7 protein-coding genes and 2 CRISPR repeat arrays (1 of these 9 running past the window's edge) are annotated in these 16,580 nt (G+C 44.1%); all 7 genes read right to left on the bottom strand.

All coding sequences use genetic code 11. From position 1 onward, the window contains the following. Positions 1-445: direct repeats of the CRISPR family, unit length 37 nt; unit sequence GTTTCAATCCCTAATAGGGTTTTATGGGTTTTCCGGC; it reaches 1,216 nt to the left of the window's first position. A gap of 107 nt (positions 446-552) precedes the next feature. Continuing rightward, a CRISPR array of direct repeats spans positions 553-5,775; the repeat unit is 37 nt; unit sequence GTTTCAATCCCTAATAGGGTTTTATGGGTTTTCCGGC. A 275-nt stretch (positions 5,776-6,050) separates the two neighbouring features. The 7 genes from QUA58_RS04165 to QUA58_RS04135 all read right to left on the bottom strand — a co-directional run bounded on the left by QUA58_RS04165 (position 6,051) and on the right by QUA58_RS04135 (position 16,575). Then, positions 6,051-6,416, bottom strand: a complete 366-nt coding sequence (locus tag QUA58_RS04165; RefSeq protein WP_333251977.1) for a DUF1823 family protein — start codon at positions 6,414-6,416, stop codon at positions 6,051-6,053. 222 nt (positions 6,417-6,638) lie between these two features. Next, entirely contained in the window at positions 6,639-7,670 is a 1,032-nt protein-coding gene (gap, locus tag QUA58_RS04160; RefSeq protein ID WP_333393129.1) for a type I glyceraldehyde-3-phosphate dehydrogenase, read from the bottom strand. A 479-nt stretch (positions 7,671-8,149) separates the two neighbouring features. After that, positions 8,150-8,461, bottom strand: a complete 312-nt coding sequence (locus QUA58_RS04155; protein WP_223300725.1) for a P-II family nitrogen regulator — start codon at positions 8,459-8,461, stop codon at positions 8,150-8,152. A gap of 1 nt (position 8,462) precedes the next feature. Further along, positions 8,463-9,434: a sodium-dependent bicarbonate transport family permease gene (locus QUA58_RS04150; RefSeq protein WP_333251929.1), complete on the bottom strand. Its 972-nt coding sequence runs from the start codon at positions 9,432-9,434 to the stop codon at positions 8,463-8,465. Between the two features lie 199 nt (positions 9,435-9,633). Then, positions 9,634-10,368, bottom strand: coding sequence for a glutathione peroxidase (locus QUA58_RS04145; protein WP_333251928.1), 735 nt, complete (start codon positions 10,366-10,368; stop codon positions 9,634-9,636). Between the two features lie 284 nt (positions 10,369-10,652). Next, positions 10,653-12,491 (bottom strand): tetratricopeptide repeat protein, encoded by a 1,839-nt coding sequence (locus QUA58_RS04140; RefSeq protein WP_333393128.1) that lies wholly within the window; start codon positions 12,489-12,491, stop codon positions 10,653-10,655. Then, the gene (locus QUA58_RS04135) at positions 12,484-16,575 is read right to left on the bottom strand and encodes a tetratricopeptide repeat protein (protein WP_333393127.1); all 4,092 of its coding nucleotides are present in this window, start codon (positions 16,573-16,575) and stop codon (positions 12,484-12,486) included. The genes QUA58_RS04140 and QUA58_RS04135 overlap by 8 nt, the downstream gene beginning before the upstream one ends. Positions 16,576-16,580 lie beyond the last annotated feature (5 nt).

Genomic DNA, 16,580 nt, shown 5'->3' with positions numbered 1-16,580 from the left:
CGGTATGGAGCTTGGCATTACTCCGATCGCAAGCATGTTTCAATCCCTAATAGGGTTTTATGGGTTTTCCGGCTCGTTCGTCTGCCGTGGTTCGGGCTGTGTCGGCTGCCGGTGGTTTCAATCCCTAATAGGGTTTTATGGGTTTTCCGGCACTCCAGCCATTAGAAGACGCTAGCTTATTTACTGGGTTTCAATCCCTAATAGGGTTTTATGGGTTTTCCGGCTAAGCATCATCATCTGTAAGTTGTCCAAGTCGCTGGGTTTCAATCCCTAATAGGGTTTTATGGGTTTTCCGGCTGTAACAGTTTCAGCGGGGCCTTTTTCACATACTTATGGTTTCAATCCCTAATAGGGTTTTATGGGTTTTCCGGCGAGAAGCTCAAAAAAGCCAGAGGAGAATGGGGAAAAGTTTCAATCCCTAATAGGGTTTTATGGGTTTTCCGGCTAGCAGAGGGCAACAGTCATCCGGCCCCGTTCGCGGGTTTCAATCCCTAATGGGTTTTATGGGTTTTCCGGCCCCAGTCGCTCAAATTCTTGCTGTATTTCAGTGAGTGTTTCAATCCCTAATAGGGTTTTATGGGTTTTCCGGCCTGCTAATTCCATAAGTCGGTTTATAGTGTCAGTGTTTCAATCCCTAATAGGGTTTTATGGGTTTTCCGGCCCTCAAAGAAGGTATCTTTGAAGTTACAGCCGATTTCGTTTCAATCCCTAATAGGGTTTTATGGGTTTTCCGGCACTAGCTCGACTTTGTGATATGAGTGTTACAAATATTCGTTTCAATCCCTAATAGGGTTTTATGGGTTTTCCGGCGTGCATGAAGCAGCCCGCCAAGCAAAAGTGCTTGTTTCAATCCCTAATAGGGTTTTATGGGTTTTCCGGCTTGTTGATGAAGGAGCTTCAGTCAAGGCCGGTGGTTTCAATCCCTAATAGGGTTTTATGGGTTTTCCGGCTCAAGCGGCTTTTCGCTTGTATTGTTGACCCGAAGTTTCAATCCCTAATAGGGTTTTATGGGTTTTCCGGCTTTCTAACTGAATTTGCATTCTGCCATCGGCTGCGTTTCAATCCCTAATAGGGTTTTATGGGTTTTCCGGCTAAGGCGAATTCCTGCAAAGGTTCGCTTCTTAAGCTGCGGTTTCAATCCCTAATAGGGTTTTATGGGTTTTCCGGCCCCAACAATCTAATTCAAAAAACAGGTACGCGGGGTTTCAATCCCTAATAGGGTTTTATGGGTTTTCCGGCCCAAGTAATTACGAAGTCGAACCAGGTTGATTCCCGAGTTTCAATCCCTAATAGGGTTTTATGGGTTTTCCGGCATTCCCCGCAGAATCTCAGGGGAGTAATCGCCAGTTTCAATCCCTAATAGGGTTTTATGGGTTTTCCGGCTCTTGAAAGTCCGCTGCAAGCTTCCCATGCTCAAGTTTCAATCCCTAATAGGGTTTTATGGGTTTTCCGGCGCGCAATGAAGAGGAAAACACTACTAAAATAGGTGCGGGTTTCAATCCCTAATAGGGTTTTATGGGTTTTCCGGCTTGGCGCTGTGCCGTAGGCAAAAAATCAGCCCTGTTTCAATCCCTAATAGGGTTTTATGGGTTTTCCGGCGCTCGGATATTCTTCGCGTAGTTAATTTGCTTTGGTTTCAATCCCTAATAGGGTTTTATGGGTTTTCCGGCCTTCTACTGGTCTATGGGCGCACCCCTTCCTATGTTTCAATCCCTAATAGGGTTTTATGGGTTTTCCGGCCTTTGTGGTGCGGGTGTTTATTCTTGAACTTGTCTGTTTCAATCCCTAATAGGGTTTTATGGGTTTTCCGGCCCAGCGCAAACGGCGACGTTTCTTTCTTCAAGAAGTTTCAATCCCTAATAGGGTTTTATGGGTTTTCCGGCAAAGCGCAATAGCAGAAGCAGCGGTTTTTACTGTGTTGTTTCAATCCCTAATAGGGTTTTATGGGTTTTCCGGCTAGATGCTTTGCGCTAGCCCTGACGTATCAATTCTGACTTGGGTTTCAATCCCTAATAGGGTTTTATGGGTTTTCCGGCGTTATTTGTCAAAGCTATCCTACAAGCTACCGCGTTTCAATCCCTAATAGGGTTTTATGGGTTTTCCGGCGTTATGGCCGTTGTAACACCTTCAGAGCGCAAGTACGTTTCAATCCCTAATAGGGTTTTATGGGTTTTCCGGCTGATATTCCGATCGATACACGCTGAAAGTTGCCCCTTCTTCTGTTTCAATCCCTAATAGGGTTTTATGGGTTTTCCGGCTTCTGCTGCAAATGGGCTGTTTGGTACTCCTTCAAATTGAAGGTTTCAATCCCTAATAGGGTTTTATGGGTTTTCCGGCTTCAGGGACTAAGCACATGGTTGATCTTGCTAAAGGTTTCAATCCCTAATAGGGTTTTATGGGTTTTCCGGCGCTGGCTCGCAGAATGCAGTCTGTACTCAGATGGTGAGTTTCAATCCCTAATAGGGTTTTATGGGTTTTCCGGCCCTGGGAATCCGAGCAGCTTTGCAGGCATAGAGATTGCAGTGTTTCAATCCCTAATAGGGTTTTATGGGTTTTCCGGCGAGCAAAAACTCTGCGACCAACAGACAAGCTCCAGGAGTTTCAATCCCTAATAGGGTTTTATGGGTTTTCCGGCAATAATCAATTGGGTTGGCCAGTTCGAGCCCGCGTTTCAATCCCTAATAGGGTTTTATGGGTTTTCCGGCTAAAATCCATCCTTTTGACCGCAAAATTCTTGTATGGTTTCAATCCCTAATAGGGTTTTATGGGTTTTCCGGCGTTTGCCCTGCAGCGGCGTACAATGAAGTAATAGGTTTCAATCCCTAATAGGGTTTTATGGGTTTTCCGGCGAAAAGATTCAACAGCTCTTTCACTAACAAACTCAGTTTCAATCCCTAATAGGGTTTTATGGGTTTTCCGGCCACGGAGTATGCCAGACCAAAATATGTAAAGGTCGGTTGTTTCAATCCCTAATAGGGTTTTATGGGTTTTCCGGCCGTAACGGGAAGCGCTACCGTGTTCGGTGTCAATGTTTCAATCCCTAATAGGGTTTTATGGGTTTTCCGGCTTGATGAAGATTACCGATCGACTTTTGCTTTGTTTGTTTCAATCCCTAATAGGGTTTTATGGGTTTTCCGGCTTGTGCCAGATTCCCACTTTTCAATATTTTTGGCTGTGGCGTTTCAATCCCTAATAGGGTTTTATGGGTTTTCCGGCTTCCTCCCAATACTTAATATCTGTCTGTAACTTGTGTTTCAATCCCTAATAGGGTTTTATGGGTTTTCCGGCCCCAAGCTTTGTAAGCCACTTCAAATTGTTCGATCGTTTCAATCCCTAATAGGGTTTTATGGGTTTTCCGGCAGGGATTACACCTTTAGCTACCTTAAACGCACTTAGTTTCAATCCCTAATAGGGTTTTATGGGTTTTCCGGCCGCTGGCATTTGAAACGTATATTGTCGATTTCTTCCCCAAAGGTGGGCGAGTTTCAATCCCTAATAGGGTTTTATGGGTTTTCCGGCAATTTCTAGAAAGATGGACGCAGGGAGAATATGGAGTTTCAATCCCTAATAGGGTTTTATGGGTTTTCCGGCGGTTCCTTCCGGATAGCTTAGCTCCAAGTTTCCCAGCGTTTCAATCCCTAATAGGGTTTTATGGGTTTTCCGGCGCGAGCATCTGTCGAGCCTTCCTTTGCCGTCTTGGTTTCAATCCCTAATAGGGTTTTATGGGTTTTCCGGCCCGCGTAACCACCGAAGTTTCCGTCAAAAGTGTCCGGTTTCAATCCCTAATAGGGTTTTATGGGTTTTCCGGCGATGCTGACGATCGTGGAGGGAAGAAATTCAAAATCAATGTTTCAATCCCTAATAGGGTTTTATGGGTTTTCCGGCAATAAGTACGCAAGTTCCCATTAATCCAAAATGTTTCAATCCCTAATAGGGTTTTATGGGTTTTCCGGCTTAACATAGGGATCGTCTGCGAGCATCAAATCAAAGTTTCAATCCCTAATAGGGTTTTATGGGTTTTCCGGCTATCGCAATAAATTTCCCAAGGATTCCGAGCAAGTTTCAATCCCTAATAGGGTTTTATGGGTTTTCCGGCTGTCTCTAGTGTGCCTAACTCCTAGCATTAATTGATTGTTTCAATCCCTAATAGGGTTTTATGGGTTTTCCGGCATGCTAAATACTACTACTGCTACTTATGCTGGCACTGGTTTCAATCCCTAATAGGGTTTTATGGGTTTTCCGGCTTCTCTTCTTAAATCTTCCAAAAAGGATAGTTAAAAATGTTTCAATCCCTAATAGGGTTTTATGGGTTTTCCGGCTCAAAAAAGTAATTTAATAGTTTCTACCAAGTCAATGTTTCAATCCCTAATAGGGTTTTATGGGTTTTCCGGCCGGTCAGGTAATATCGATCGCCCATTGCCCAGTTTCAATCCCTAATAGGGTTTTATGGGTTTTCCGGCCTCATCTTTTGCCTCACAAATGGTGTGGATATTTGTTTCAATCCCTAATAGGGTTTTATGGGTTTTCCGGCTTTGATATTTCCGAAGCAAGTTTGAGTATTGTTGTGGGTGTTTCAATCCCTAATAGGGTTTTATGGGTTTTCCGGCATTTGCATCGGCGGCAGTAGCGTTTGAGGTAGCTGCGTTTCAATCCCTAATAGGGTTTTATGGGTTTTCCGGCCTGGAAGCAAAGGATTCGATCCAAGCGAAGTGTTTCAATCCCTAATAGGGTTTTATGGGTTTTCCGGCTCTCATCAGGTCTGACTAATGTGAGAGTTTAAATGTTTCAATCCCTAATAGGGTTTTATGGGTTTTCCGGCGTTTGATATCGAACAATCCTTGGCTCAAAGTCAAACGTTTCAATCCCTAATAGGGTTTTATGGGTTTTCCGGCTCCGAATCTTGTATTTCTTCAAAGGTGCGTCTTTGCCTGGTTTCAATCCCTAATAGGGTTTTATGGGTTTTCCGGCCCTCCAGTAGCAAGAGCGCTTCCCCCAGTAATTACAGTTTCAATCCCTAATAGGGTTTTATGGGTTTTCCGGCACGGGTTAGCTCATCCGAAGTTTGCGGGTGTAAATAGACGTTTCAATCCCTAATAGGGTTTTATGGGTTTTCCGGCGCGATCGCGCAATATAACGCGCCTCATAAATACACAGTTTCAATCCCTAATAGGGTTTTATGGGTTTTCCGGCTAACTAATTTTCAACTATTTGACGATGATTATAAATTGTTTCAATCCCTAATAGGGTTTTATGGGTTTTCCGGCACAGTCTACATTCCTGGTCTAGTCCGTCAACTATATGTTTCAATCCCTAATAGGGTTTTATGGGTTTTCCGGCTCAGAATTTCTGCTGGCAAGTGAAACTTGCTCAAAGTTTCAATCCCTAATAGGGTTTTATGGGTTTTCCGGCTTGTAAAATGCGGTACGGCTGCACCAAGGCTGGAAGTGTTTCAATCCCTAATAGGGTTTTATGGGTTTTCCGGCATTACTCGAAGTACCCTACTGGCTGCCGGAAGTTTCAATCCCTAATAGGGTTTTATGGGTTTTCCGGCTCGAGGGAAGCAAAGCCCCAAAGGGCCGGCGGCTCGAGTTTCAATCCCTAATAGGGTTTTATGGGTTTTCCGGCCGGATGCAGACTAGCTCGAACATAGTCAAAATTGTTTTGTTTCAATCCCTAATAGGGTTTTATGGGTTTTCCGGCGTGGAGTGAAGGTACTCGCTTGTTGCCTTCTCACAGATGTTTCAATCCCTAATAGGGTTTTATGGGTTTTCCGGCCGCTGGCATTTGAAACCGTTGCAGTATTTAGTTTTCAAGGTTCGTTTGCGTCTGCACCAACTAAAAATACCATTTCAGCCTCGGCCTGTCAATACCCCATTTTGACTTGTGCCTTGAAACTCCTATTAGATAAAGGTTTCAGCAATTGCGTCTGCCTTTTGTTCCGGATTGGGGCATCAAACCCTTACAGCAGTTCGATTACAGCCGAAAAATTCAACCCCTCGATTTTTACACCTACCAACAGACGCACTTTTAAACAAAAAATATAGTTCCATCTACGCCCCAGCCTCCATAAAACCCATCAACCAATTAGCCATCGTCGCCCTGCGAGTCTGTCTCGGCCCGAATTCCCCAATCTTATAGCCCTTAAACCCCAATTTTTCCTTCAGCAACTGCTTGTTTTCTGGAAGGGTCGATCGCGTCAATTTCACCGTCGCCGGCCTAGAATCGATAAAATCCGGCGGTTCAGGATAATCTTCGCGCCACTCCCTAGCAACATCAGCACTGTTCCACTTACCAGTCTCCGCATCCCAGCGGTAGCCCAGATACAGCCAAACTAACCGGTTGACGGCAGCATCGTCGATTTCTTCATTGAGAATAGCCCAAATAGTTTCGTTATTCAGCGGTGGTAATTCAGACATATAAAGGAACGGAGGGGGCATTGGGCATTGGGCATTGGGCATTGGGCATTGGGAAAGAAGGAAGATGAAACCAATTGTTTCAGCAATTAAAAATGCTTTAACTACCAAGAAGATTGCTATATAATTGTCAGAAACGGGCAAGATGCCCGTTCACAAAAAATCATAGGAATTTATTTGTGGGGTGGACACGCGAGCCCGCCCAAAATGTCACCCCACAAAAAATTAATTATTCAAAATTCCGTCTTTCTCGGCCATCGACAGCATTAAGTCTATCACGCGACTAGAATAACCCCACTCGTTGTCGTACCAGGAAATAACTTTGAAAAACTTAGAATTCAGTTCAATTCCCGCACCTGCATCGAAAATGCTCGATCGCGCGTCGCCCTGAAAATCTGTCGAAACCACCGCATCCTCAGTATATCCAAGAATGCCTTTGAGTTCGCCCTCCGAAGCTTTTTTCATTGCCTCGCAAATTTCTTTATAGCTAGTTTCCTTCGCCGTTTTGAAAGTAAGGTCAACTACAGACACGTCGGGAGTTGGCACGCGCAAAGCCATTCCAGTCAATTTTCCTTTCAATTCGGGCAACACCAAAGTAACAGCTTTCGCTGCACCGGTCGAAGATGGAATAATATTTTGAGCCGCACCGCGTCCTCCCCGCCAATCTTTTTGGCTTGGCCCATCTACAGTTGGTTGAGTAGCAGTTATCGCGTGAACAGTAGTCATTAAACCTTCTTCCAATCCGAAGTTATCGTTAATAACTTTGGCAATTGGTGCTAAACAATTCGTCGTACAGCTAGCATTGGAAACAACAGTATCTTTTGCCGGGTCAAATTTGTGGTGGTTGACGCCTACTAAAAAAGTTGGAACTTTTTCCGGGTCTTTTGTCGGTGCTGAAAGTATTACTCGTTTTGCTCCCGCCGTCAAGTGTTTTGATGCGCCTTCAAAATCTGTAAACAATCCGGTAGATTCTACAACATAATCTGCGCCGGATTTACCCCAAGGCAATTCTGCCGGGTTTCTAATCGCTGTACAGGGGATAAAATTTCCGTCAACGACAATCCCGTCTGGTTTGCTTTCAACTTCGCCGTCGTAAATGCCGTGGGTGGAGTCGTATTTGAAAAGATAAGCCAGGTTGTCTGGCGAAACTAAGTCGTTAATGCCGACAAATTCGATGTTGGGATTTTTGATGCCGGCACGCATGACTAGCCGTCCGATGCGACCAAATCCGTTGATGCCAACTTTTAATGCAGCCATGTTTAAACTCCTCTTGAAAATCTCGTTAGTCGATCGCGCGTTAGCGAAGCCCTAGAAGAGGATCGCCTGTTGTGGCTTAGAATTTACCACGCTAACGGATTTTTGCAACTGATTCTTTTCTATCTCTTAAGAATTCTGAATAGTGCCCCGGCTGGGAAGGGCAATTAACCCTGACAAGACTGCTGACTAATCGCTAATACCTGATGAGTATAAACTTGTAAAAGTGCTATAATAGACATAAAATATTTTCAAAATCGCCTTTTTTTAATCGGCTAAAGTAATAATAAAAAACTTATGGAAAAGCTAAAACGGATGGGCATTCTCACCCGTGGTGGCTGTCGGAATCCGAAGCCTAGGATTAAAGTCGCAGATACGCGCAAGAACACGGCATTGCCGTGTCCCTAAACATCTGGCGTACAATCTATATGTAGCTCTACTTTTGGGAATTGGTATAATCACCAATCACTAATGACTAATAACTACCCCACGCATCTAGTAATTAGCAATTCCACCGCATCTGAAATAAAACACGACCCACCAAATTTATTGAGCACTGGTCTAATGTTTTCTGCAACTGCTGAAACTTGAGCTGGTGAACAAAAAGCAAGCACATAAATGTTATCCAGCGCCGTCATTGATGAATCACGGGAAACGTGATCCCTAGTGCTTTTTCCAGCGACATCACGAATCACCGAATAACCAGGTACGCCAGCTTTGTCTAAACCGTCTAAAATCTTGCCGAGTTCGACTGAGTGGGCTATGATTTCTACTCTTTTGACTGACTCCATCATCTCACCTCCAAAACATATTTATTCCGTATAGATACAGGGGAATGCCAACAATGATATTAAATGGAAATGTCACTGCTAAGGCCGTTGAAATGTAAAGACTTGGATTCGCTTCGGGAACAGTTAGGCGCATGGCTGCTGGTACTGCTATATAAGAAGCACTCGCGCACAACACGGCAAACAGCAAAGTGTCTCCCTGCGGCATTCCGATTAATTTGGCTATTACCAAAGCAATTACTGCGTTGACTATCGGAATTAGGATTGCAAAGCCGATCAGAAAAATTCCTGCTTCTTGCAAATCTTTAATTCTGCTGGCTGCAACCAGCCCCATGTCTAGCAAGAAAAAAGTCAGAACTCCGTAAAACAAGTCTTGAGTAAACGGACTCATAACTTCCCAACCATGTTCTCCTGTCAGTATGCCCATAATTAGGCTGCCAATCAGCAGAAAAACTGAACTGTTTAGGAATGCTTCTTGCAACACTTCTGGCCAAACTATTTCGCGTTTTCCTTCTTCCCCGCCAAATACACTGACTAGAATGAGACCAACTATAATTGCTGGGGATTCCATTAATGCTAGCGCGGCTACCATGTAACCGTCAAAGTCGATTCCCTGTGCTGTGAGGAAGGAGGTTGCGGTAATAAATGTGACGGCGCTGATGGAACCGTAGGTGGCTGCGATCGCCGCGGCATTGTAGGCGTCGAGTTTGATCCTCAGTATGAAAAAAGTATAAATCGGTACTAGCATTGACATCAGCATGGCTGCCAAAATTGTCAGGGCGATTTGCTGGTCAATTCCGCTTTTGGATAGTTCGACGCCACCTTTAAATCCGATCGCAAACAGCAGGTACAGCGAAAACAGTTTGGGGATGGGCGCTGGAATTTCTAAATCAGATTTGAGAAAAATTGCCAGCATTCCCATGAAAAAAGCTAATATTGGGGGATTTAAGATATTTGACGATACTAAACTCAAATCCACGATCGTTCACTCCCATTTCTTGCGTTTTTAATATTACTTCCCCAGTAATTGTTGCACGAGAATGGATAAATAGACCGATCGAACTTTTAACACCGAAGCTCGATCGGGCTAAATACCGCCAAATACGGCAAAGGCGCACAGTGCACACCGTACAACGAGTAAGGTGTGCACTGCGCGCCCGCAGGCTATTGTTGTTTAACTAAGCAACTGCCAAATAAGACTCTAGGGCTTCGGAACCACCGATCAACTTGCCGTCGATAAATACTTGCGGCACAGTTGTAGCCCCAGTCACAGCCCGGAGCGATCGAGTTGTGATATCCCGGCCCAAGACGATTTCTTCATAATCCAAGCCCTTTTGACTCAGCATTTCCTTAGCCTTAGCGCAGAAGGGACAGCCCATTTTTGTAAACAGCGACACTACCTTCGGCTTGGTTGCTGCGGAGTTGATGTAGTTAAGCATCGTCTCGGCATCGGACACTTTGAAAGGGTCGCCCGGTTCATCAGGCTCAATAAACATTTTTTCAACCAAGCCATCTTTTACCAGCATCGAATAACGCCAAGACCGCTTGCCAAAGCCTAAATCTGTTTTGTCTACCAGCATTCCCATGCCTTGAGTAAATTCGCCGTTACCGTCGGGAATTAACGTCACATTGTCTGATTCTTGGTCTTTGGCCCACTCATTCATCACAAAGGTGTCGTTGACGGAAATACAAACGATTTCATCTACGCCGTTTTCTTTGAAAACTTTGGCCAATTCGTTGTAACCGGGGAGGTGCGTTGACGAACAAGTGGGAGTAAAAGCTCCCGGCAGCGAAAACACTGCTACGGTTTTACCTGCAAATATATCATCGGTGGTGACATCGACCCACTCGTTGTCTTTGCGAGTGCGAAAGGTGACTTTAGGTACTCTTTGACCTTCTTGGTTCGTCAGCATGATTTTAAATTTTTGGGTACTTGGGTTCAATTCCTTTGCTTCCTTTAGCGTACTCATAACGAGTATGAGTTGTCAAGGGTAGGCGGGTTTTTTTTAGTCAGTTGACGGTTGACGGTTGTCAGTTGACGGTTGTCAGTTGACGGTTGTCAGTTGACGGTTGTCAGTTGACGGTTGTCAGTTGACGGTTGACGGTTGACTGTGGTGAGCTTTCCAGTCAACAGTCAACAGTCAACAGTCAACAGCTAACAATGCCCAATGCCCAATGCCCAATGCCCAATGCCCAATTACCAATCAAGTTTTCGGCCTAAATACTCCTCTAGCTGCTGATTGTAAGGTCGAAAATAATCCCTCAACCAATCGCGAATCGATTGATTAACCGGCTCGTAAGAACCGGGATTAGCATTTTGGTATTCAGACAATTGATATTCCGGCAAATCTAAGAATTCTAAAACTTGCTTGACAGTTGTCGCCGCACCTGCATAAAAATCTTCGCTTTTCAAAATTAACAACTGTTCTCGGGGAAAGAAAGTCCGCCAGTTTTTGATAAATTCTATGTACCTACCGCGAGCTAAATAATTCCCCGGTTCCTCGCCGATGATGTATTCTGGATTGTGATTCAAGCGTTCAATTTCATCGCTAATTACTCGATCGAGCGATCGCCCTTCCCAATTTAACTCCCTCAAGCGGTAGAAATGAGAAATCGCCCGATCGACCGGATTTCGCAAAAGTACAATCAGTTTAGCCTCTGGAAACAGGCTGTAGAGCCGTTCCGGTGCTTCCCGATAGTCAAAATAGCTCGGACTTGCTTCACCAGTTACAAATTGCTCTCCCGAAGGCATGGGCGGAAAATGAGCCAAATACCAATCAATCCCTCTTTCAAAGTGCCACGACAAAAAATCCATCTCCTTTTTAATCGGAGTCAAAATTTGCGGGTGTTGGGATAAATAAGTGTACAGAGAAGTCGTGCCGCACCGCTGAGAACCAATGATGATAAAGTTAGGAACTTTGACTGGTTTTAAGTTCCAATTTTGTGGAACAGGCATCTTGCCTGTATCTGCTTGTGGAACAGGCATCTTGCCTGTTCTCTTACTGAGAATAGATGCAAAACTTTGTTTGTAACTGACAGTTCGATAAAAATCAATCGCCTCTGCAATTCGGTCTTGCCTCGTCAAAGCTTCCCCCAAATTCAGATAAGGCCAAAAAGCCTCCGGTTTAGCTGCAACAACTTCGCGGCACAAGTTCTCAACTTCCTCTAACTTGTTTTGCCTAACAAAAACTTCCCACAAATTGTAATAAAACCACCAAGGAAGATCGGGATTTATTTCTATTGCTTGAAAAAATGCCGCCGCCGCTTCCTCCCAATATTTTTGGTGGCTCAGAACAGCACCTAAATTGTAATAAGACCAGCAATCATCCGGTTTTTGGGCGACAGTTGCGCGAGATGAGGCTAATGCGCTAACGTACTTTTCTTGCTGCTGCAACAACTGCTCTAATTCCGCTGACAGTTCTGCACAACTCGGAGCGTATGTCAAGAGAAGTTGGTAAAAAATAATTGCGCTTTTTGGGCGATCGTACTTTACTAAATTCCCTCCTAACTGCAAATAAAACTCCCAATTTTCCGGTGTAATTTGCAATTGATATTGTTCTAAGACCAAGTTTAAATCCGACTCTGTTTGTCCGAGAGCGTATCCAAACTTCTCGTAAATCCCCGGCAAATCTTCTTCAATTTCAACAGCTTTTAAATACGTGGCGATAGCTTCATCCCACTGTTTTAGTTTAGTTAAAGCGTCGCCTAAATTGCAAAAAGACCAAGCAAAATCCGAGTTAAGTGCAATCTCGCAGCGGTAAGCAGCAGCAGCCTGTTCCCATTGCCGAAGTTTCAGCAAAGCATCGCCCAGATTGTGATAAGACCAAGAAAAATCGGGATTTAACTCAACAGCTTTTTTGTAAGCAGCGACAGCTTCCTCCCATTTTTCAAGTTTCAGCAAAACATCGCCCAAACTGTGATAAGACCAAGAAAAATTAGGATTTAATTCAATAGCTTTTTTGTAAGCAGCAACAGCCTCATCAAACCGACCGCTTTCTTGCAGGGAGTTCCCCAAATCGTGGTAGTCATTATCCATGCAAAACTCCTGCAATAGTCAGTAATTTTTCCAGCGAGTTCACATCCAACCGCATATCTTTATGTAAAGGTTTGGTCGGAGTTCCATTATTAACCAAATCACCAATTAAATAGTAATGTTCCAAACCGCACAAATTGCTAATCATCCAATAACAATACGGAACGTAAAGGGGGGAAAAAATCTCAATTACTTTAGTTCCCGGACTGCAAAAAACTAGATTAGTCAATCCTGCTCCGTGAGGTGCGACAACTACTTTAGCAGCAGCCAAACACGATGCTTGTTCGGCTACCGACATCGTTTCCAACTTGACACTGCGAAACCCAAATTGTTCTAAGTATTTAATTACCTCTTCATCGTTGACAATTCGGCGATAGGATGCTTGTTGGCGGCTGATATAAATTCGCTCTGAATAGTCTGTATTTAGTGGCTGTTGTTCATTTAAAAATGTCTGCCTGAGATATTCACACTTCCATTTTGAAACCGCTCCCGATCCGTTATAAGATATTGACGGAACTATTAATTTATCGGCTGTGATGTGTAAATTGCAGCGACTTTCTAAAAGTTGATCTTGAGGAATTCCTAAAGTATCTAAAGTTTCTGTTTGATAGGAAGCATCCCAGGCATTGACAACAAACTTATCTATAGTTTCTATTAATCCGCTTCGCTGTAAAAGGTCAAATCGCGTCATCACATCAAACATCCAATGAAAATAAGAGGCTCCACCCCAGCGAGCCGATAAAAAAGCCACATTTCCATCGACGTGTTCAGCGGGAGGCAATTTGTGGGAAGTGATTACCAATTCAGCACAACCCATTGAAATATCAGCAACAAGTTTATTGTCTGAAGTAATCACGGCGGTAGTCACAACATCCGCCCAAGCTCGTCCGTTTGGCAATACGGCAACAAAAGCTTTTCTGGAATGACTTTGATCTTCCGAAAATCTGCGGCTGCTGTCGATTGTTTTGGAATCGGATAAATTGATTTGACTCGCAGGATGGATGTCAATGCAGGTGAGGTGCGAATTGGATTCTGCTGCAACAATCAAATCTTCTGTAAACCCACAGTATTTTTTGAGAATACTTAAGGGTAAGATTTGATTGCTGTATTCTCCCCGATCGCTCTCCTCGACTTCTCCTTCTTGTTCCAGAGCATAACCTATATTATCGTAAGCTTCAAACAAATCGGGTTGAATTTGCAGGGCTTGAACTAAATTAGTGATTGCAGGTTCCCATTGCTGTTTTGCAATTAAACTCAAACCCAATCCTTCGTAACACCAACAAGATTTTGGATCGAGATTGATACCTTTTTCATAAATGGCGATCGCCCTTTCCACTTCCCCTTGATTCCGCAGTGCATCACCCAACTTTTTGTACAGCCAACTATGCTCAGGTTCTAGCTCAATAGCACGACCAAAAGCCGCTGCTGCTTCTGGCCAATTTTCTTGGAATTCCAGAATTTCCCCCAAACTATTGTACAACCAACAATCATCGGGATTTAATTCAATAGCTTTGCGGTAAGCCGCCGCCGCTTCTTCCAAGTTTTCCAGTGCAACCAAAGCCTTACCTAATCTCTCGTAAGACCAACAAAAATCGGGATTTAGTTCAACTAACTCGCGGTAAGCAACAGCAGCTTCCTCCCACTCAGAAAGCTCCATCAGCACATCACCTAAATAGTTGTAACTCCAACAAAAATCGGGATTTAACTCAATAGCTTTGCGGTAAGCAGCAGCGGCTTCGTCGTATTCCTCAATTGCCTGCAAAGTTTCCCCCAAAAAGTGGTAAGACCAACTAAAATTAGGGTTGAGTGCGATCGCCCGTTGGTAAGCGGCCCGAGCTTCCTCAAACAGTTCTTTCTCTTGCAGAGTTTTACCCAACTTGTGGTAAGTTAAATAGTTGTCCGACTTAATTTTAATAGCTGTTTGATAGCGCTCGCTCGCCTCATCCAAATAACCCGCATTTGCCGCAATATCCCCCAACTTTTCCCAACCCAGAGACAACAGAGTTTGCTCTTCGCCCAATTTTTGATTTCCGATTTTTTTGACCATCAGTTGATAGCCTTTGTGTACTACTTCTAACTGACTTCCAAACATCTCCAAAAAAACATCAATCCCAATTTTAGTATCTTGCTCCGGGCTGTCGGGAAACGTAAACTCGTAATCATCAAAAATCATCAATCCCGCAACTTTCACCAACCTCCAAGATAAAATCGCATCTTGCAGGGCGCTGGTGGGTTTGTGACAGCCGTCAACGTAAGCAATATCGTAAAATTCTGAATCTAAGTTTACTAGCAAATCTTGAGAGTAACCTTCTAATTCAATTACTTTTTCGGCGACTCCCGTTTTAACAATATTGCCCTTAAAATGTTGTTGAAAATACAAATCAATACAAGTAATCTTTGCCGTCGGATGAGTTAAAATATTATCCAGCAGCCAGCAAGCCGACATTCCCTGAAAACTGCCGATTTCCACAACTTGAAAATCCGCAATTCCGGTAAATTCCTGCAAATGCCGTTTCCAAATAGGAATATTGTGGGTAAACCAATCTTGGGTAAATTGATAATTTTTCGCCGCACACTCAGGCCAACCTCTCAATTCGCTGGCTTTTTGGTGGCAAATAATTGCTTCTTCTAATTCCCCTAATTGCGGTAAAATATTTCCTAAATCGTTGTAAGGCCCAGAATTGCTCGGATCGAGATCAATTTGGTGGCGGTAAGCGGCAATTTGTGCGTATAACTCCTGTTGTTTCGCCCGCACATCATTTAGTTGGGCGACAACTTCCGCAGCATTAGGTTCAATTTGCAGTGCCATACTATAAAATACGATCGCACCTTCCAACTGCTTCTGTTTCGCTAAACTATTGCCTAAATTTATATAAAACTCCGCTCCCTCTAACTCAATTTCCAGCAATTTGTGGTAAATTTTCCCGCTTGCAAGTACCGCAATACCTTGACAATAAGTTTCGATTGTGCTGTCTAAACCCGATTCGCTGCGCTTCCGCAAAACATATCCCAACCTCTGATTGATTCCCGTCAAATTCGGCTCCATCTGAACCGCGTGCAGGTAAGCGCTAACAGCTTCATCCCAGGATTGTTCGCAGGTTAAAGCAATTCCCAAATTGACATAAAACCAAGGAATATTTTGATTTATTTCAATAGCTTTGCGGTAGCAACTAATAGCTTCAGCCCACTGTTTCTTGTGAGCCAAAGCGTCCCCTAAGCAATTGTATGCCCAGTAGGAATTATCATTGATTTCCAGAGTCTGACGGTAGCATTTTATGGCTGCATCAAAGTCGCGTTTTTGAGCAAAAACATTACCTAAACCCACGTAAGCACGAGCATAACTTGGATTGAGTTCGAGGCTTTTGTTGTAACAGGCGATCGCCCGATCGAATTCTCCTCGCTCCGCCCAAGTTTTACCCAAACTGTGGTAAGATTCAAACGAATCTGGATTGATGGCAATGGCTTGTCGGTAATTGGCGATCGCCTCATCCCACCGCTTCTGACCAACCAGCATTTCCCCCAAATTGTGATAAGCTGTTGCCAGTTGCGGGTTTAACTTAATTGCCCGCGAATAACATTCAATAGCGCGATCGAACTTTCCCAATTCAACACAACTATTTCCCAGAGTGACGTGCTCGTCAGCAGTTGCCCAAGTCGGCTCGATATTAAAAGCTTGATACCAACAGTCTGCCGCCTCTTCTCGCTTCTCCAACTGCGTCCAAATTCTCGCCAACTGCCGATAAACAGCAGCAAAATTAGGCGCTAGCGAAATCGCTTTTTCACAATTGGCGATCGCCTTTTCCCACTGTTTCCCCTGAGAATACAGACTGCCTAGATTAGCATAAACTTCCGGCAAATTTGGATTGCGATCGATCGCGCTTTCATACCACTGCTTAGCTTGCTCGATTTCACCTCGAACCTGCATCACCTTTCCCAGCGTCTGGCAAGCTGTCGCCAAATTCGGTTCAATTTTCAACGCTAACTCGCAAGCAGCAACTGCCTCATTTAACCTTCCTTCGGCTAAATAAACTTCTGCTTGCCGACTCAAATCAACCGCTGCCTTTTCCATCTTCTCAATCGAGGGCATAATTA

The organism is Microcoleus sp. N9_A1 (assembly GCF_036701795.1).
Taxonomy (GTDB): domain Bacteria; phylum Cyanobacteriota; class Cyanobacteriia; order Cyanobacteriales; family Microcoleaceae; genus Microcoleus.
The sequence above is the reverse complement of the archived record's forward strand: the minus strand, read 5'-3'. Positions and strand labels throughout refer to the sequence as shown.